At 60.4% G+C, this 17013-nt stretch carries 20 protein-coding genes; 15 read left to right on the plus strand and 5 right to left on the minus strand.

Annotated features, from left to right (window positions below; genetic code table 11):
- The first annotated feature begins 48 nt into the window (after positions 1 to 48).
- From K5K89_RS07055 to K5K89_RS07085, 7 genes are all read left to right on the plus strand, one after another.
- A complete protein-coding gene (locus tag K5K89_RS07055; RefSeq protein WP_058425326.1) occupies positions 49 to 765 on the plus strand; it encodes a TetR/AcrR family transcriptional regulator in 717 nt (238 codons plus the stop codon).
- 16 nt (positions 766 to 781) lie between these two features.
- Positions 782 to 1330, plus strand: coding sequence for a hypothetical protein (locus tag K5K89_RS07060; protein WP_071488767.1), 549 nt, complete (start codon positions 782 to 784; stop codon positions 1328 to 1330).
- A gap of 21 nt (positions 1331 to 1351) precedes the next feature.
- Positions 1352 to 2629: a flavohemoglobin expression-modulating QEGLA motif protein gene (locus tag K5K89_RS07065; protein ID WP_222541093.1), complete on the plus strand. Its 1278-nt coding sequence runs from the start codon at positions 1352 to 1354 to the stop codon at positions 2627 to 2629.
- Between the two features lie 27 nt (positions 2630 to 2656).
- Positions 2657 to 3562 carry an alpha/beta hydrolase gene (locus K5K89_RS07070; RefSeq protein WP_071488769.1) on the plus strand — a complete coding sequence of 302 codons (906 nt, stop codon included), beginning with the start codon at positions 2657 to 2659 and terminating at the stop codon, positions 3560 to 3562.
- Complete coding sequence (locus tag K5K89_RS07075; protein WP_064054946.1) at positions 3559 to 3885, plus strand: hypothetical protein; 327 nt, start codon at positions 3559 to 3561, stop codon at positions 3883 to 3885. Before K5K89_RS07070 ends, K5K89_RS07075 begins: the two co-directional genes overlap by 4 nt.
- A 724-nt stretch (positions 3886 to 4609) precedes the next feature.
- On the plus strand, positions 4610 to 4876 hold the full coding sequence (locus K5K89_RS07080; RefSeq protein ID WP_130898094.1) for a hypothetical protein: 267 nt from the start codon (positions 4610 to 4612) through the stop codon (positions 4874 to 4876).
- 184 nt (positions 4877 to 5060) lie between these two features.
- On the plus strand, positions 5061 to 5417 hold the full coding sequence (locus K5K89_RS07085) for a hypothetical protein (RefSeq protein ID WP_222541094.1): 357 nt from the start codon (positions 5061 to 5063) through the stop codon (positions 5415 to 5417).
- Positions 5418 to 5497: 80 nt separating this feature from the next.
- Here the strand turns inward: K5K89_RS07085 and K5K89_RS07090 are convergent, their stop codons facing one another.
- The 3 genes from K5K89_RS07090 to K5K89_RS07100 all read right to left on the minus strand — a co-directional run bounded on the left by K5K89_RS07090 (position 5498) and on the right by K5K89_RS07100 (position 7378).
- Positions 5498 to 6283, minus strand: coding sequence for an OmpA family protein (locus K5K89_RS07090; RefSeq protein WP_071488772.1), 786 nt, complete (start codon positions 6281 to 6283; stop codon positions 5498 to 5500).
- Between the two features lie 53 nt (positions 6284 to 6336).
- On the minus strand, positions 6337 to 6762 hold the full coding sequence (locus tag K5K89_RS07095; RefSeq protein ID WP_071488773.1) for a DUF4398 domain-containing protein: 426 nt from the start codon (positions 6760 to 6762) through the stop codon (positions 6337 to 6339).
- Between the two features lie 271 nt (positions 6763 to 7033).
- The gene (locus tag K5K89_RS07100; RefSeq protein WP_058425320.1) at positions 7034 to 7378 is read right to left on the minus strand and encodes a hypothetical protein; all 345 of its coding nucleotides are present in this window, start codon (positions 7376 to 7378) and stop codon (positions 7034 to 7036) included.
- A gap of 184 nt (positions 7379 to 7562) precedes the next feature.
- Here K5K89_RS07100 and ppc point away from each other — a divergent pair, with 184 nt between their 5' ends.
- The 7 genes from ppc (at position 7563) to K5K89_RS07135 (ending at position 14805) form a co-directional block, all read left to right on the plus strand.
- On the plus strand, positions 7563 to 10190 hold the full coding sequence (gene ppc / locus K5K89_RS07105) for a phosphoenolpyruvate carboxylase (protein WP_222541095.1): 2628 nt from the start codon (positions 7563 to 7565) through the stop codon (positions 10188 to 10190).
- Positions 10191 to 10468: 278 nt separating this feature from the next.
- Entirely contained in the window at positions 10469 to 11116 is a 648-nt protein-coding gene (gene adk, locus K5K89_RS07110; RefSeq protein ID WP_222541096.1) for an adenylate kinase, read from the plus strand.
- 89 nt (positions 11117 to 11205) lie between these two features.
- Entirely contained in the window at positions 11206 to 11889 is a 684-nt protein-coding gene (gene tsaB, locus K5K89_RS07115; RefSeq protein WP_071488776.1) for a tRNA (adenosine(37)-N6)-threonylcarbamoyltransferase complex dimerization subunit type 1 TsaB, read from the plus strand.
- A gap of 208 nt (positions 11890 to 12097) precedes the next feature.
- Positions 12098 to 12388 carry a hypothetical protein gene (locus K5K89_RS07120; RefSeq protein ID WP_071488777.1) on the plus strand — a complete coding sequence of 97 codons (291 nt, stop codon included), beginning with the start codon at positions 12098 to 12100 and terminating at the stop codon, positions 12386 to 12388.
- Complete coding sequence (locus K5K89_RS07125) at positions 12388 to 13248, plus strand: DUF72 domain-containing protein (protein ID WP_071488778.1); 861 nt, start codon at positions 12388 to 12390, stop codon at positions 13246 to 13248. Before K5K89_RS07120 ends, K5K89_RS07125 begins: the two co-directional genes overlap by 1 nt.
- Positions 13249 to 13275: 27 nt before the next feature.
- Entirely contained in the window at positions 13276 to 14103 is an 828-nt protein-coding gene (locus tag K5K89_RS07130) for an oxaloacetate decarboxylase (RefSeq protein WP_222541097.1), read from the plus strand.
- A gap of 3 nt (positions 14104 to 14106) precedes the next feature.
- Positions 14107 to 14805, plus strand: coding sequence for an extensin family protein (locus K5K89_RS07135; protein WP_222541098.1), 699 nt, complete (start codon positions 14107 to 14109; stop codon positions 14803 to 14805).
- Between the two features lie 3 nt (positions 14806 to 14808).
- Here K5K89_RS07135 and K5K89_RS07140 read toward each other — a convergent pair whose 3' ends face one another.
- Positions 14809 to 15429 carry an energy transducer TonB gene (locus K5K89_RS07140; RefSeq protein WP_092241138.1) on the minus strand — a complete coding sequence of 207 codons (621 nt, stop codon included), beginning with the start codon at positions 15427 to 15429 and terminating at the stop codon, positions 14809 to 14811.
- 96 nt (positions 15430 to 15525) lie between these two features.
- Between K5K89_RS07140 and K5K89_RS07145 the strand changes: the two genes are divergently transcribed.
- On the plus strand, positions 15526 to 16308 hold the full coding sequence (locus tag K5K89_RS07145; RefSeq protein ID WP_093512231.1) for a class I SAM-dependent methyltransferase: 783 nt from the start codon (positions 15526 to 15528) through the stop codon (positions 16306 to 16308).
- Between the two features lie 44 nt (positions 16309 to 16352).
- Here K5K89_RS07145 and K5K89_RS07150 read toward each other — a convergent pair whose 3' ends face one another.
- Positions 16353 to 17006 (minus strand): TetR/AcrR family transcriptional regulator, encoded by a 654-nt coding sequence (locus K5K89_RS07150; RefSeq protein ID WP_222541099.1) that lies wholly within the window; start codon positions 17004 to 17006, stop codon positions 16353 to 16355.
- Positions 17007 to 17013: the final 7 nt, after the last annotated feature.

Consider the following 17013-nt stretch of genomic DNA (forward strand, 5'->3'; position numbering starts at 1 on the left):
GCGTCAAGCAAACAGCGCCAGGTTTTGATCTATTCAAGGATGTGTGTCGTGAACCGCGTAACCGCTCAAGAAGGCGCCGCCGGCATTGCCGCTGCCGTGGCTGAAAGCGTCCAGTACCAGGGCCGCAAGGCCAGTCGTCGGGGCAGCGAGCAACGCAGGCAAGACATTCTCGATGCGGCCATGCGCATCGTGGTACGTGACGGCGTACGGGCCGTGCGCCATCGAGCGGTGGCGGCGGAGGCGGGCGTGCCCCTGTCCGCCACCACCTATTACTTCAAGGATATCGATGACCTGCTCACCGATACCTTCGCCCAATACGTCGAGCGCAGCGCCGCATTCATGGGCAAGCTGTGGGTGCGTAACGAAGGCCTGCTGCGCGAAATGGTCGCCTATGGCGATGGCAGCCCCGAATCGCGTTCACAACTGGCCGATGACATTGCACGGCTGACCGCTGATTACGTCCTGCGCCAATTGACCAACCGCCGTGAACACCTGATGGCCGAGCAGGCGTTTCGCCAGGAAGCCCTGCTCAACCCGCGCCTGGCGGAGTTGGTGCGTTCCCACCAGCAGATTCTGTTGCAGGGGACCGGGCAGTTCTTCCAGGTGTTGGGCTCGCGCGAGCCGCAACAGGATGCCAAAGTGTTGACGGCGATAATCAGTCGGATGGAATATCAGGGCCTGCTGGGCAGCGCAGAGCCTCTGACCGGTGAAGAGATGCTTGAGATCCTCAAGCGCTATATGCATTTGGTGTTGGCTTCGGTCTGACACCGGGGGATGTCCAATGAAAGCCTGGCGTGTGGTTGCAATCGCCTTGTCGTTCCTGTTGCTCAGCGGTTGCCTGGTGACCTTCAAGGACCCGCTGCCAGCCCATGAGGCCGCGCCGCCGGCCCTGCTCGGCCAGTGGTCGAGCAAAAATGCCTGGGGCGAGCCGCTCAATCTGCATATCAGTGCCGTTGGTGAACACCGCTATAAAGCCGTGAGCTACCCTACAGCCAAGCCCGGCCAGCGTGACGAATACCTGTTTAGCGTTTCGCGCCATGGCAGCCGCTGGTATTTGTCGGCGCCGCTGCCGGCCAAGCTGGGTGGGCATTTCATCCTGGCGGGGTTTGAGATCAACGAAAAGCACGAATTGGTGGTCTACAACCTCGACCTTGAGCAGATCCACCAAGCGATAGGCCAGCAGGCGTTGCACGGCAGCACCGTGGACACGGTCGAGGGCGCCGGGGTGCTGGTCGACAGCCCCTTGGACCAGGTGTTTGCCTACCTGGATGACCCGGCCAATGCCGATGTATTCGTGGAAGCCGTGCGCTACCAGCGCGCGGGCAAATAACGTTTAAAGAGGAAGCACCGGGTGGACGATTACCAGCAGACGATACGCACCTTGTCTGATCGCATTGTGCTGGCGCAAACACCGATTCGCGTCCTCGACGCCGTGAAGTGGGACGAAAACATTCGCCAGGGATTCCTAAAGGCCAAGGGCAAGGAAATGCCGGCGGTGAGCCGCGACTACTACCTCAATCGGCCACTGTCGTTCGACTCCAGCGCGGTGAAGCTGGAGTTCCAGAACATCGAGCGCGACATCACCCGCCGCCTCGGCCAGTTCAGCCCGGTGGGGCAGATCATGCGCCGCATGTGCAAGGAATACCGCATGGTGGTGCGCATGCTCGAAGCGCGTGGTACCGAGGATTTCGGCCTGATTTCCCAGGAACTGTATGGCGCTGCCTCCGATGCGTTTCACGCCGGCGACCCGACTCTGGCTGACTTGGGCCTGATGCTGTCCGATTACCTTAACAATATCGACGGCCGTGGTGACCTGAAGGATGAGGCCAAGAACCTCACCGCCAAGGACGCCGTCGCCTTGTTGCAAACCCGCCTGAACAAGGTGTTCGGTGAGGCCGAAGAGACCATCCGCGTGTTCGAGTCCGACGGTATTGTCGCTGACGCCGCAGCGGGCGCCGACTACATCAAGATCCGCGCCGACGCGATGTTCAACGACCGCGACGTGCGCGCCCTGGAAGTGCATGAAGGCCTGGTGCATGTCGGCACTACCCTCAATGGCCAGAACCAGCCGATCTGCACCTTCCTTTCCAAGGGCCCGCCCTCGTCCACCGTGACCCAGGAAGGTTTGGCGATTTTGATGGAGATCATCACCTTCGCCTCCTACCCGAGCCGCCTGCGCAAGTTGACCAACCGCACCCGCGCCATCCATATGGTGGAAGAGGGCGCCGACTTTCTGCAGGTGTTCGAGTTCTTCCGCGAGCAAGGCTTTGAGATGGCTGAAAGCTACGGCAACGCCAGTCGTGTTTTCCGTGGTTCGGTGCCGACCGGTCTGCCGTTCACCAAGGACCTGTCCTACCTCAAGGGTTTTATCATGGTCTACAACTACATCCAGCTGGCCGTGCGCAAAGGCAAGCTGGAACAAGTGCCGCTGCTGTTCTGCGGCAAGACCACCCTGGAAGACATGCGTACTCTGCGCCAACTGGTCGACGAAGGCCTGGTGGTGCCACCCAAGTACCTGCCCGAGCAGTTCCGCGACATGAACGCGCTGGCGGCGTGGATGTGCTTCTCCAACTTCCTCAACCACCTGAGCCTGGATCGGATCGAGGCGGATTACTCCAATATCCTTTAAACCGTGCTATTCGCGAGGCTTCAACGGATGAGAATCCTCGGCATTCTGTGCCTGCTACTCACATTGAACGGCTGCAGTTCCCTGCTGTTCTACCCCGAGCCCGGCCTGCCGTTCACGCCGGAAAAAGCTCACCTTCACTACCGTGACGTCACCCTCACCACTGCCGACGGCGTAAAGCTCCACGCCTGGTGGCTACCGGCCAAACCCGGAGTGCCGCTCAAGGGAACGGTGCTGCACCTGCATGGCAACGGCGGCAATCTGGCCTGGCATCTGGGCGGCAGTTGGTGGTTGCCCGAGCAGGGCTACCAAGTGCTGTTGGTGGACTATCGCGGTTATGGCTTGTCGGAGGGGAAGCCGTCGTTGCCGGCGATCTACCAGGATGTGGACGCGGCATTCCAATGGATCGACAAGGCTCCCGAAACCCAGGGCCAGCCGTTGATAGTACTGGGCCAGAGCCTGGGCGGCGCATTGGCGGTGCACTACCTGGCCGCTCACCCTGAGCGCCAATCGCGGCTCAAGGCGCTGGTGTTGGACGGCGTGCCCGCCAGTTATCGTGACGTGGGACAATTCGCCCTGAGTACCTCCTGGTTAACATGGCCGTTTCAGGTGCCGTTGTCCTGGCTGGTCCCGGACGCCGACAGCGCCATCCATGCCATGCCCCAGCTGACAGGTGTACCCAAACTGCTGTTCCACAGCCTGGATGACCCGATCGTGCCGGTAGCCAACGGGATCCGCCTGTACCAGGCCGCACCGCCACCCAGGGTGTTGCAACTGACCCGAGGCGGCCATGTGCAGACCTTTGCCGACAAGACCTGGCAAACCGTGATGCTGCGTTACCTGGATGACCCTCAGCATTTCAACGGTCTGCGTCGCCTGGGCGAAATCCCGAATTATCCGATTCCTAAAGTTGACTCATCAGAGAGCCCGCAATGAGTGAAGAACGCAACATGATCCCGCTGATCCTCACCGGTATCGGCACCATCATCGGTACGGTAGGTTGCCTGTGGTACTACGGCTACCTGCACTTTGCCAAGCCGGAAGATGCGTTGTTGCTCAGCGACTTCACCCTGCTCAAGACCGTGCCTGGCGAGGACTACAAGATCTCCCTGACGCCAGCTGCCCAGGTGGCGCAGTGCGTGGATGGTGTACTGGTGATGTTCGACACTGAGCAGAAAGGCTTGAGCGGTGTGCTGGTGAATAACAAGAAACAGGCTGTGCGCTGCCTGGGACAGGAAACACCACAACTCCAGCAGTAAGCCGGACGCATCGCGCCTGAAATATCTGGAACCGTTTCGCGTAAGCGGCCACTCAATGGCTTGTCAGCGTTCGTGATGGAAATTTGCGAACGGCCAGCCGGGGGAGAATCATGGTCAAGTTAGGCGAGATAAGTGCGATAGACAGGTGGTTGGAGATGTCCAGGATGCAGGAGCTCGTTGAAGCGCTTGGAGGGGGGGCCGATGACATCGCGCAAAAGGATCGGGGGGAGCAATGCCAAGAGAAACCTGGGTATGCAGGCTTCGAAAGCGACAAAAGTCAGATCAAATTCTAAGTGTGAGAAAACCCATCATTTTTGATGGGTTTTTTGTTTCTCTCCAATCGACTCATCAGCGGTAGGGAGGAAGTGACTGAACGCGCTGCTCCATAATTTATTACCAGGAGATACGGTTGGGAACCGATAGTTATCGACGACCACTGCTATATCGGTCAGGAAATCATACCCGGACTCATGGAAAATACATTTGGAGTAGCACGATGAGATTGGACTCGTTGATGAGTACGGTATTCACGAATACCCTCGCGACTATTAACACCGCATGGAATGTTGTCATGGGGCAGGGTACAGGTGGGCGGTGTGGAAGTAATACATATCATTATCCCCGGTATCAACCAAGCCAGCGACCCCGTTACGCTGGCGTTCAACCTGCGAATCACTGGATAGTCCAGCATAGGGGGCGGACGCCTGGGGCTCAGCCGTCGGTTTTGAAGCAGCCGCATACGGTCAACTATATCAAGTATGTATTCAACACCAATTATGTGCGTGTCGGGGATGTTAAATCGGCGCAGGTGGGTGTGCATGTCAATAGCGGCAACGGCAGTATGAATAACGGCAATTTCGGAAATTATGGAAATAACGGTAACAGCGGAAGTGACAGTCGTTATGCCAATCATGGCAGTAATGGCAATCTTCGAAACTCTGCAAGCGCCAGATTCAACCAGCATCGCCTGGCCCACGGTATTCAAGCCTGACGCGTCAAGGCCTTGACCGTATTAGTAACGCACTCACGTACATAGGGTGTTTTGTTTTTAAGGACGCCCGAAACGAACTGTCCCCTGCGATGCACCACTACAGGTGACGGCGTAGTTCGGACTGTACAGTGCAGCTTATTATGTCGTGATTTTATAAATTATTTAGTTTGTATAGGGTGTCAAGATGACTCAACTATTAATGTCGCGATATCAACATTACAATCACTTCAACACCTTCTCTCCCGATGAATACACTTGGAAGCCCTTCGGAGGGCAACGGGTATGGAGGGGCTCCCAGGTGAGTCGCGATAGCGGAAATTATGGCAACTACGGCAATAACGGAAATGGCGGCGCGCACAGTCGCTATGAAAATCATGGGCAGAACGGCAACGAGATGATTGGGCGATGGATGGAATCGCCGGGGTATTACGGGGGTTCCAGCAACTACGGAAACTACGGGAACAACGGTAACTCCGGGGGCTTCAGCAGCTATATTAACTCTGGTCAGAACGGCAATCGCCACATCGGTGTTAATTACTGAAATCTCAAGGCCTTTCAAATACACAAGAAATGAAAAAGCCCCGTCTATATATAGATGGGGCTTTTTAGTGCATCGAGCGATCAGTTAGCGACGGAAGACCGTGGCTTGACCGGCTGGTTGTCGTTGGAGATGGTTACTTCAACGCGGCGGTTCATGGCACGACCGGAAACGCTGCCGTTATCGGCAACCGGGTATTCTTTGCCATAACCCTGGGTCACGATGCGCGAGATATCCACGCCCTGTTGCGCCAGTGCGCGTTGTACGGAGGCCGCACGACGCTCCGACAGGCTCTGGTTGTACGCATCGGAACCGGTGCTGTCGGTGTAGCCTTCGACGATCACTTTACGGTCCGGGTTATCGCGCAGGAACTGCGCCAGCTTGGTGATGTTCACCAGGCCGCTGGATTTCAGGTCGGACTTGTTGGTGGCGAACAGCACGTCACCGAAGGTCACCAAGGTGCCACGATCAGTCTGCTTGGCGTTCAAGCTGTCTTGCAGTTGCTTGATCTGTGCGTCACGGGCTTCCAGCAGGGCGCGGGCGCGTTCGTCACCGGCATTTTTCAGCTTGGCTTCGGATTCGCGCAGCACGATGGTGTCTTTGGCCACTTCAACGCGCTGGTTGGTCAGGTAGGCGAGTTGGTCAACTTTCTTCTCGTCTTCCTTGTCGCGGTAGGCCTTGTCTGCCTTGTCCAGCCATTCGCTGGCGTCTTTGGTCTCCAGCGCCGCGAGCTTGGTGGCCTGCGGGTTGGTCTGCAGGGAAGAGAAGTTGGTCCGTGCGTTTTCCAGGTTCGCGTTAGGCGGGGTGGAGCAGGCCGCCAGGGCAACGCTCATCGCCAGCAGGGCAGGGATCATCAATTGTTTACGCATAGTCGTGTCGTCCTTTCAATTCGATATCAAGTGCGAAGCAGTCAAGGGGCGTCTTACTTCTGCTGGATAGCAGCCGGACGCATGCCTTCCCTACGCAGTTCGTCAACAGCCTTCTGGGAATCCTTCACAGCCTGTTGAGCCTTGGCAGCCTGGGCCTTGCGCTCTGCGACGCGAGCGTCCCACTCGGCTTGTTCAGCCAACTGGCGAGCTTTGTCGTAGTTCTTGTCGTGCATGGCGATTTCAGCTTCTTTGAGCTTGTCCTGAGCCGACTTCATTTCCACAGCCGCAAACTCAGTGCCGCCAGCGCTGACTGCGCTGTTGACTGCGGACTGGGTCACCGCGTACTGCTCGGTCGGAGGGTTGCCGGCGCAGCCCGCCAGAACGAAGCTGGTGCCGATTGCCAGCGCGGCCAATTTGAGCCCGCGCAGGTGGTTAAACGAGGATTTGGCAGTGCTGGTCTTCATCGTCTTCAACTCCATTGGATAACTCCTGAAAAACATCAAAATCCATGTCACTGGTACTCGGCTGGGGCTTCAGGGTGATGTACAAAAAGCCCTTTAAAACGGCCGTTCCAAGTGATGGCTTACTGGCTGTGACCGGAGGCTTTTTTCAAAAGTTCAGAGAAGATGGCGATTTGCCTAAAAAAATATCTGACTGTCTGGTCAGCGAAAAAACTTGGAACTTCTGCGTTGCGCAGCGGTACGTCGGGCTCGTAAAGAGCCCGGAATACAAGGGGGATGCGCTAGGATTTCAGTGTTTCGGTTTGTCGCCGCTCGCTGATAAGTCATGCAGATAGCGACGCGACAGCGTCAGAAAGCGCGGAGTAGGGCCGACATCTTCGTACAGCGGGTCGCCCTCTTCATCAGTCGCGATCACCTGCTGCCCCTTGATGTACGGAAAGCTGGCTTCCAGCTCTTCCAGTGCGGCGCCGATCAGTTCGCCGAGCAGTTCTTCGGTGCTGCGCTTGGGGTACATCTCGGCGATCGCTGCCAGGCGTGCCGCAGCTTCCACATCCAGATGGATGGCGTACTCGGTCTTAGTCAGGCGACCCTTGGCGTTCTCTTCCCAATGCTGGGCCAGTTCTCGGATTTTCATGGCAACCTCAGTAAAGCCCGCGATAGCAGGCGGTGATGAGTGACCCGCCGCTCGCGCGGATAAACGCGGCGACTTAGTGTTGAGACTAGCTGCAACTCGCAAGGTTTAAAGTCTTGTCATAAATGAGCGCTGGCGGCACTCTGGCAAACCTGCGCGTCCCGGATTTCTGGCTGGAGATTGGCTGATGAGTGATATCGATGCACGCTTGCGTGAGGATGTTCACCTGCTGGGTGAGCTGTTGGGCAACACCATTCGAGAGCAATACGGCGATGATTTCCTCGACAAGATCGAGCAGATCCGCAAGGGCGCCAAGGCCGACCGCCGTGGCGCAGGCGATGAACTGAGCACCAGCCTCAACCAGTTGCAGGAAGATGAGCTGCTACCGGTCGCCCGTGCCTTCAACCAGTTCCTCAACCTGGCCAACATTGCCGAGCAGTATCAGCTGATTCATCGACGCGATGAGTCGCAGCCGGCACCCTTCGAATCCCGCGTATTGCCTGAGTTGCTGGCGCGCCTGCAAGCCGAAGGCCACAGCAACGAATCCCTGGCCCGCCAATTGGGGCGCCTGGAGATCGAGCTGGTCCTCACCGCCCACCCCACTGAAGTGGCGCGCCGCACCCTGATCCAGAAATACGATGCCATCGCCGCCCAATTGGCACTGCAGGATCACCGCGACCTCACCACGGCCGAGCGTGAGCAGATCCGCCAACGCCTGCAACGCTTGATCGCCGAGGCCTGGCACACCGAAGAAATCCGCCGCACCCGGCCCACGCCGGTAGACGAAGCCAAGTGGGGGTTCGCGGTGATCGAGCATTCGCTGTGGCACGCTATTCCCAATTACCTGCGCAAGGCCGACCAGGCCCTGCACGCCGCCACAGGCCTGCGCTTGCCGCTGGAAGCGGCGCCGATCCGCTTTGCGTCGTGGATGGGCGGCGATCGTGACGGCAACCCGAATGTCACTGCACCGGTCACCCGCGAAGTGTTGCTGCTGGCGCGCTGGATGGCGGCCGACTTGTACTTGCGCGATATCGATCACCTGGCCTCCGAGCTGTCGATGCAGCGCGCCAGCCCGGCGTTGCAGGCCAGGGTCGGCGACAGCGTCGAACCCTATCGTGCCTTGCTCAAGCAACTGCGTGAACGCCTGCGTGCCACGCGCCAATGGGCGCATACGGCGTTGAGCAGCAGCACGCCAGCGCCTGCCGAGGTATTGCAGAACAACCGCGACCTGCTGGAGCCGCTGGAGCTGTGCTACCAGTCGCTGCACGAATGCGGCATGGGCGTGATCGCTGATGGGCCGTTGCTCGATTGCCTGCGGCGGGCGGTGACTTTCGGCCTGTTCCTGGTGCGGTTGGATGTGCGCCAGGATTCCAGTCGCCATTGCGCGGCCATGACCGAAATCACCGATTATCTTGGTCTCGGTCGCTACGAGGAATGGAACGAAGAGATGCGCATCAGCTTCCTGATGAAGGAGCTGGCCAACCGTCGACCGTTGCTGCCGGGTTATTTCAAACCGTCGGCGGATACCGCCGAGGTGCTCAACACCTGCAAGGAAATCGCCGCGGCCCCGGCGGCGTCCCTGGGCTCGTATGTCATCTCCATGGCCGGCGCTGCGTCGGACGTGCTGGCGGTGCAGTTGCTGCTTAAAGAGTCAGGCGTGCAACGGCCGATGCGCGTGGTGCCGCTGTTCGAAACCTTGGCCGACCTGGATAACGCCGGCCCGGTGATCGAGCAACTGTTGCTGCTGCCGGGCTACCGCGCGCGGCTGCAAGGCCCGCAGGAAGTGATGATCGGCTACTCGGATTCGGCCAAGGACGCCGGCACCACTGCCGCTGCCTGGGCGCAGTACCGGGCGCAGGAACGCCTGGTGGATATCTGCCGTGAACAGCAAGTGGAACTGCTGTTGTTCCACGGTCGTGGTGGCACCGTGGGGCGTGGCGGCGGCCCGGCCCACGCGGCGATCCTGTCGCAGCCGCCTGGGTCGGTGGCGGGGCGCTTCCGTACCACCGAACAGGGCGAGATGATCCGCTTCAAGTTCGGCTTGCCGGATATTGCCGAGCAGAATCTCAATCTTTACCTGGCCGCCGTGTTGGAGGCGACCCTGTTGCCACCGCCGCCGCCCGAACCGGCCTGGCGCCATTTGATGGACGAATTGGCGGCAGACGGTGTCAGCGCTTACCGCGCCGTGGTGCGCGAGAATCCGCAGTTCGTCGAGTATTTCCGCCAGTCCACGCCGGAACAAGAGCTGGGCCGTTTGCCGTTGGGCAGCCGCCCGGCCAAGCGCCGTGCGGGCGGGATTGAAAGCCTGCGTGCGATTCCGTGGATCTTCGGCTGGACCCAGACCCGTCTTATGCTGCCCGCCTGGCTGGGCTGGGAAGCGGCGCTGAGCAAGGCCCTGGAACGTGGTGAAGGCGACTTGCTGGGGCAGATGCGTGAGCAGTGGCCGTTCTTCCGCACCCGCATCGACATGCTGGAAATGGTGCTGGCCAAGGCCGATGCCGACATCGCCCGCCTGTATGACGAGCGTCTGGTGCAGCCGGACCTGTTGCCACTGGGTGCGCATTTGCGCGACCTATTGTCGCAGGCCTGCAAGGTGGTGCTTGGCCTGACTGGCCAGTCGCAGCTGCTGGCCCATAGCCCGGACACCCTGGAGTTCATCCGCCTGCGCAACACCTACCTCGACCCGCTGCACCTGTTGCAGGCCGAGTTGCTGGCGCGTTCGCGCCAGCAGGAGGCGGCACAGGACAGCCCTCTGGAACAGGCGCTGCTGGTCTCCGTGGCCGGTATTGCCGCCGGTTTGCGTAATACCGGCTAAGGTTTTTTGCGTGTTCTCAACGGCTTGCAGGTAAACCACGGCGGCCGCCCTGAAAAGGGCGGTCGGCGTTTATGGCGCCGGTTGCACCCAGGCACACCCTACCTATGACGTAAGCGCTGCACGGGTTCCTGCGACTTTTGGCGGCTTGTGTGCTTAAGGCCTGCTGTGTATCTTGATCAGCCTTTGGCCGTTTGGGCGGCCCGAATTCTATTTTTACGCGATTGGCCCGCCGCGGCGAATCCGAGCGTCATCTCTATAAAAAATTGAGGAGCACATCAATGCGCGTCATTCTGCTGGGAGCTCCCGGGGCCGGTAAAGGTACTCAGGCAAAGTTCATCACTGAAAAATTCGGCATTCCACAAATCTCTACCGGCGACATGCTGCGCGCGGCCGTCAAGGCCGGCACCGCGCTGGGCCTGATCGCCAAGAGCGTGATGGACAGCGGTGGCCTGGTTTCCGATGACTTGATCATCAACCTGGTCAAGGAACGCATCAGCCAGGAGGACTGCAAGAACGGTTTCCTGTTCGACGGCTTCCCGCGCACCATTCCCCAGGCTGAAGCCCTGGTGAAGGCCGGCGTCGAGCTGGATGCCGTGGTCGAAATCGCGGTTGAAGACGAAGAAATCGTCCAGCGTATCGCCGGTCGTCGCGTCCACGAAGCCTCGGGCCGCGTGTATCACACCGTCTACAATCCGCCAAAGGTGGAAGGCAAGGACGACGTCACCGGCGAAGACCTGGTGCAGCGCAAAGACGACACCGAAGAAACCGTGCGTCATCGCCTGTCGGTCTACCATTCCCAGACCAAGCCGCTGGTGGACTTCTACCAGAAGCTGTCCGCCGCCCAAGGCAAGCCGAAGTACAGCCACATTCCTGGCGTCGGCTCGGTTGAGGCGATCACCGCCAAAGTGCTGCAAGCACTGAGCTGATCCCTCGACCGGCTTCATGGATAACGGCCCGCTTGCGGGCCGTTGTTGTTTATACTGGCGCACTTTTTTCGACTTGGACACCTACACCGATGAGCACCCTGCTGGCCCTGGACACCGCGACTGAAGCTTGCTCCGTTGCCTTGCTGCACGATGGCAAGGTAACGAGCCACTACGAGGTGATCCCGCGCCTGCACGCGCAGAAGCTGTTGCCGATGATCAAGCAACTGCTGGAAGACGCCGGCACCACTCTGGCTGCGGTCGATGCCATCGCCTTCGGTCGCGGACCGGGTGCATTCACGGGTGTCCGTATCGCCATTGGCGTGGTGCAGGGCCTGGCGTTTGCGCTGGAGCGTCCGGTGTTGCCGGTGTCCAACCTGGCCGTGCTGGCTCAGCGCGCCTTGCGTGAACATGGCGCGCGTCAGGTGGCGGCGGCTATCGATGCGCGCATGGATGAAGTCTATTGGGGCTGCTACCGCGAAACGGCGGGCGAGATGCGTCTGGTCGGCGTGGAAGCCGTGCAACCGCCGGAGTCATCGCAATTGCCAGCCGACGCCAGCGGCGATTGGTTCGGGGCTGGTACTGGTTGGGGGTATGGCGAGCGCCTCGCTGTGCCGTTGGTGGGCCAGGACGCGGCGATGTTGCCTCACGCCGAGGACTTGCTGACATTGGCACGTTTTGCCTTTGAGCGTGGCGAGGCGATTCCGGCCGACCAGGCGGCGCCGGTCTATCTGCGCGATAAAGTGGCGCAGACCAAGGCAGAGCGCGGCCTTTAATTGTGGCGAGCGGGCTGGTTGTGGCGAGCGGGCTTGCCCCGCATTGGGCTGCGAAGCAGCGCTAAAATCCCCCAAACTTGCACCAATCGTCAGAATTCCCCCTGGGTTTTAAACCTTTTTCAAATTATGTGTTCTAGTTATCACCAGAGCATTTGCGCACTACGGATGGTGCTGCCAAAATGCCATTACTGATAGCGAGTTCGCGCCCATGCGTATTGATGGCTTTTCCTCACAGTCTTACCCAATCAAGCGCAAGCCGCGTAAGGCGAACGTCACGGTGGATGAGTCGGTCGAGGACTCGCCGGACTTCATCGAAGTCCAAGCCGATGCGCAAGCCAACGCCCAAGCCCGTATCAGCGGTCTTCCCGCCCGTCAGCAAGACATGGTCTTCCCGCGCTCCATGAGCAAAAGCGTCGCTACCGCCCTGGCCAGCTACCTGACCACCGCCGGCTTTGTCGAATGGGATATGGAAGTGCTGGGCCTCGACGTCCATATCTGATGCGTCTGCCTTACTACCTCGGTTGCCCGTCCTGGAGTGAAAATGCCTGGCGCGAGTACCTGTACCCCGCCGATGCCCGTTCCAGCGATTACCTCGCGCTGTACTCCCAGGTCTTCAACGCCGTTGAAGGCAATACCACGTTTTACGCCCGCCCCTCCGCCGCCACCGTGCAGCGCTGGGCCGAAATCATGCCTGAGGACTTTCGCTTCACCGCCAAATTTCCCGGTGATATCAGCCACAGTGGCAACCTGATCGAGCAGCTACCGGCAGCGGAAAGCTTCGTGGGCCTGATGAGTCCGTTGGGGGAGCGGGTATCGCCGCTGTGGTTGCAACTGCCCGCGTCTTTCACCCCGCAGCGCCTGGGGGAGTTGGCAGGCTTCATCGATGGCCTGGAGCGGCCGATGGCGGTGGAAGTGCGCCACCTGGAATTCTTCGCCAAGGGGGAGGCCGAGCGCATGCTTAACCGTTTGTTGCGTGACCGCGGCGTGGAGCGCATCTGCCTGGATCCGCGTGCGTTGTTCAGTTGCACGTCCACCTCGGCCGCCGTGCTGCACGCCCAATCCAAAAAGCCCAAGGTGCCACCCCGCCCGGCGGCGCTGACGCAGTTTCCCCAGGTACGCTTTATTGGCCATCCCGAATTGGAGGCCAACGATTCGTTCCTGATGCCATGGGTGGAAAAAGTCGCGGGCTGGATCGAAGAAGGGCGCACCCCCTACGTGTTCCTGCACACCTCGGATAACCGCCTGGCCGCGCAACTGGCCCTGCGTTTCCACGATCAACTGATGGCGCGCCTACCAGGCCTGCAGCCCCTGCCCGTGCTGGATCGTGCCCCCGCCGTGGAGCAACTGGGGTTACTCTAGGGCTCCTTTTTCCGCCAGGAGCCCGACATGGATGCCCAAACCCTTCGCGCCGAAACCTTCAAGGCCTTGCATGAGCGTGACCGCGCATTCGTGATGCCCAACCCGTGGGATGCGGGCTCCGCTGTAATGTTGGCCAGCCTGGGTTTCGAAGCGCTGGCCACCACCAGTGCAGGCTACGCGTTCAGCCTGGGGCGACCGGATGCGGAAGGCGCGTTGTCCCTGGAGGAGACGTTGGTCAATGCCGGTATGATCGCCAACGCCACCAAGTTGCCGGTGGCCGCCGACCTGGAAAACGGCTTCAGCGACACCCCTGAAGGCTGCGCCCAGACCATCCTGCGCGCAGCGGGAGTCGGCATTGTCGGCGGCTCCATCGAGGACGCCACCGGCATTGCCGCCGACCCGATCTATCCCTTCGATCTTTCGGTCGAGCGTGTGGAAGCCGCCGTCGCCGCCGCCCGCAGCCTGCCTTTTGCCTTCACCCTGACGGCCCGTGCGGAAAACCTCCTGCATGGCCGCCTGGGTTTGCCCGACACCATCCGCCGTCTGCAAGCCTACGCCGAAGCCGGTGCCGACGTGCTGTATGCGCCGGCCCTGCGCAGTGCCGAGGAAGTGCTGGCGGTGGTCAAGGCCGTGGCGCCCAAGCCGGTGAATGTGTTGATGTCCGGCGGCTTGAACCTGAGCGTTGCGCAGTTGAGCGAGATGGGCGTGCGGCGGATCAGCGTCGGCTCGGCGCTGGCGTTGGCCGCCTATGGTGAGTTCTATCGCGCAGCCCAGGAAATGTATGAACGGGGCACGTTCACCTTTACCGAGCGCAAGATGCCGTTCAGCCAGGCCAACCAGTTCTTCAAGGGCTAGGCGGTGCGTTTTTTCAAAGTCATGGGCATGCTGCTGATCCTGGCGGGTGCCGTTGCCGTGGCTGTCTGGCGTGGATGGGTCTCATTACCGGCCGATTGGAACCCGTGGGCGCCGCTGGACGTGCGGGCCACCCCCAACGTGTTGACCCGCTACAAATTGGGTCGTCTGCAGGATGACCCGGCATTGTGCGACCAGGTGCTGGAAACCTCGGGCCTGCGCGTCAGTCATCAGGCGGACTCGCCGGCAGATGCCGCTTGCCCCCTGCGCAATACCTTGCGCGTACAGGGTTCGGCGGTGGGGCTGAGCAGCAGTTTTCTCGCCAGTTGCCCACTGGCGGTGGCGTTCGCCCTGTTTGAGCGTCACAGCTTGCAACCGGCGGCCCAGGCGGTATTCGGCCAGGCAGTGACGCGGGTCGATCACCTGGGCAGCTTTGCCTGTCGCAATATGTATAACCGTGCCGAAGGGCGACTCAGCCAGCATGCGTCGGCCAATGCGCTGGATATTGCCGGTTTTCGCCTGGCGGATGGGCGCAGCATCAGCGTGCTCAAGGACTGGTCGGGGGAGGGCGATAAGGCGCGGTTCCTGCGTCAGGTCCGCGACAGTGCCTGTGATGATTTCAATGTCGTGCTGGGCCCGGACTACAACGCCGCGCACCGCAACCACTTCCACCTGGATATGGGCCGTTGGTGGGTGTGTCGCTGAGACTCAGGCAGCCAGGCGCAGGTTCTGGGTGACCAGTGGGCGAGCCCAGTAGTAATCGAAATCCAGGGCCTTTTGTTGCGCGACCAGCTCTTCTTCCGGGAATGGCGTGGCAGGTGGAGGCAGCAGGTCCAGTTCGAATTCTGCGATGGGCAGGTGCAGAGGGCGCGGCTCCGGGGCTGGGCCCGGTTCCGGCAGCGGCTGGCCGGCCGTCAGCACGATAGGGCGGACCCAGCCGCTTTCGAAATTCTGCTGGCGTTGCTGCGCGACGATTTCTTCTTCCGGATACGGTGTGGCGGCCGGTGGCAGCAAGTCAGTTTCGAACTCGGCAATCGGCAGGAACAGCGGCTCTGGCGGGGCAATCTCGGTGTCTTTCACGTCGCACTCACGCTGGGTGAGGATCTGCGACAGCAGGTCGGCGCCTTCGCTGGGTTCTACCGCCGGATCCGCCGGTGCTGGCGCCTGCACGGCGAGCGTGTCCGGCGTATCGCCGAGCTGCTCGGCCAGTGCCCGGGCGAAGAAGTCCTGCCACACATGACTCACCCCGGCCAGCGCTTGAGTATTGCGCAGGCCGTAGTGGTTGTGGGTCGGCAGTACACCGATGGTTAGGGGAAGAATGTCTGACATTTTTCTCGGTCGACGCTCAGCTCTGGCAAAATACCTGACTGTTGTTTTTATCGGCCGCTGTTTGCCGATCCTTAATATTTTTGAGCGTAGCGATTGATGAGCGAACAACCAGCGGCCAGCCGCATCCGGGTCGAGGCCTTGGGCGAGTTTTTCCAGGCCCGCGCTGAGCAATGGGCGCAGCGGCTTGGCTTGCCGTTGCAGCAGGCGGATGCGGACTTTTCCCTGCAAGTGGGGGAGCATGGCCTGCAATTGCAACAGCTCGGGCCTGATGCGCCGGGGCCGGTGCGCGTGGATTTTGTCGAGGGTGGCGCGGCGCATCGGCGCCTCTATGGGGGCGGTAGCGGGCAGATGATCGCCAAGGCCGTGGGCATCGCCCAAGGCGTGCGCCCACGGGTACTCGACGCTACGGCTGGCCTTGGCAAGGACGCCTTCGTACTGGCCAGCCTGGGTTGCGAGATGAGCCTGATCGAGCGCCAGCCGCTGATCGGCGCCTTACTCGAAGACGGTCTGGCGCGCGGCGCGGAGGATTTTGAAGTGGCGCCGATTGTGGCGCGCATGAAGCTGCTCAAGGGCAATTCCATCGACGTGATGCGCAACTGGGAAGGCGAGCCGCCCCAGGTGATCTACCTCGACCCGATGTTCCCGCACCGTGAGAAAACTGCCCTGGTGAAGAAGGAAATGCGCCTGTTCCGGCCGCTGGTTGGCGATGATCCTGACGCCCCCGCGCTACTGGCCGCCGCCCTGGCCCTGGCCAGCCACCGGGTGGTGGTCAAGCGCCCGCGCAAGGCGCCGTGCATTGACGGGCCAAAGCCGAGCCATGCGCTGGATGGCAAATCCAGTCGCTATGACATCTACCCTAAAAAAGCACTCAAGCCTTAAGCCACAAGCTGCAAGCTAAAGTGCTTTCAACTTGCAGCTTGCAGCTAACAACTTACCGCTGCCTCTCTCCTATAAGCCCGCATAAACAGCCCCACCACCTCCTGTACATGGGCTTCGGCGGCTTCTTCGCTCAGTTGCCCGCCGCAGCCATACAGCAAGCAGAAATTCGCCGTGCCCTTGAGCAGACAGAAGAAATGCTCGGCCGCCGTAAATGGCTTGTCGATGCTCAGCGCGCCGCTCTGGTCGATCTTGCCGAGCAGGCGTTCCATGCCCTGCAGCATGCGCATGGGGCCGGCCTCGAAGAAGATTTGCGAGAGTTTCACGTCCTGGTTGCCGGTGGTCATCATCAGGCGATGCAGGTTGACCGACTCTTCACTGTTGATCAGCCGATGGAACCCCCGCGCGATATTCAACAGCACAGTTTGTACGGGTATGCCCTCGGGCAACTCGAAGTACATCACCGGCAGTTGTTCTTCGCACTTGGCCACCACTGCGGCGGTGAACAAGGTCTCTTTATCGTTGAAGTGGCTATAGACGGTCAGTTTCGACACGCCGGCTTCCAGTGCCACCGCGTCCATGCTGGTACTGGCGTAGCCATTGCTCAAAAACAGGATTTTCGCTGCTTCGAGGATTGCCTGGCGTTTTGCCATGTCCTTGGGGCGCCCGGGGCTATTGGTGTTCAGAGGATTGTCGGACATTTTCACC

The organism is Pseudomonas sp. DR208 (assembly GCF_019823005.1).
Classification (GTDB): domain Bacteria; phylum Pseudomonadota; class Gammaproteobacteria; order Pseudomonadales; family Pseudomonadaceae; genus Aquipseudomonas; species Aquipseudomonas extremorientalis.

Coding starts and splice junctions, on each gene's coding strand:
- K5K89_RS07060 (WP_071488767.1), top strand. CDS start 782: ATGAAAGCCTGGCGTGTGGTTGCAATCGCCTTGTCGTTCCTGTTGCTC.
- K5K89_RS07070 (WP_071488769.1), top strand. CDS start 2,657: ATGAGAATCCTCGGCATTCTGTGCCTGCTACTCACATTGAACGGCTGC.
- K5K89_RS07075 (WP_064054946.1), top strand. CDS start 3,559: ATGAGTGAAGAACGCAACATGATCCCGCTGATCCTCACCGGTATCGGC.
- K5K89_RS07085 (WP_222541094.1), top strand. CDS start 5,061: ATGACTCAACTATTAATGTCGCGATATCAACATTACAATCACTTCAAC.
- K5K89_RS07090 (WP_071488772.1), bottom strand. CDS start 6,283: ATGCGTAAACAATTGATGATCCCTGCCCTGCTGGCGATGAGCGTTGCC.
- K5K89_RS07095 (WP_071488773.1), bottom strand. CDS start 6,762: ATGGAGTTGAAGACGATGAAGACCAGCACTGCCAAATCCTCGTTTAAC.
- K5K89_RS07100 (WP_058425320.1), bottom strand. CDS start 7,378: ATGAAAATCCGAGAACTGGCCCAGCATTGGGAAGAGAACGCCAAGGGT.
- ppc (WP_222541095.1), top strand. CDS start 7,563: ATGAGTGATATCGATGCACGCTTGCGTGAGGATGTTCACCTGCTGGGT.
- adk (WP_222541096.1), top strand. CDS start 10,469: ATGCGCGTCATTCTGCTGGGAGCTCCCGGGGCCGGTAAAGGTACTCAG.
- tsaB (WP_071488776.1), top strand. CDS start 11,206: ATGAGCACCCTGCTGGCCCTGGACACCGCGACTGAAGCTTGCTCCGTT.
- K5K89_RS07120 (WP_071488777.1), top strand. CDS start 12,098: ATGCGTATTGATGGCTTTTCCTCACAGTCTTACCCAATCAAGCGCAAG.
- K5K89_RS07125 (WP_071488778.1), top strand. CDS start 12,388: ATGCGTCTGCCTTACTACCTCGGTTGCCCGTCCTGGAGTGAAAATGCC.
- K5K89_RS07130 (WP_222541097.1), top strand. CDS start 13,276: ATGGATGCCCAAACCCTTCGCGCCGAAACCTTCAAGGCCTTGCATGAG.
- K5K89_RS07140 (WP_092241138.1), bottom strand. CDS start 15,429: ATGTCAGACATTCTTCCCCTAACCATCGGTGTACTGCCGACCCACAAC.
- K5K89_RS07145 (WP_093512231.1), top strand. CDS start 15,526: ATGAGCGAACAACCAGCGGCCAGCCGCATCCGGGTCGAGGCCTTGGGC.
- K5K89_RS07150 (WP_222541099.1), bottom strand. CDS start 17,006: ATGTCCGACAATCCTCTGAACACCAATAGCCCCGGGCGCCCCAAGGAC.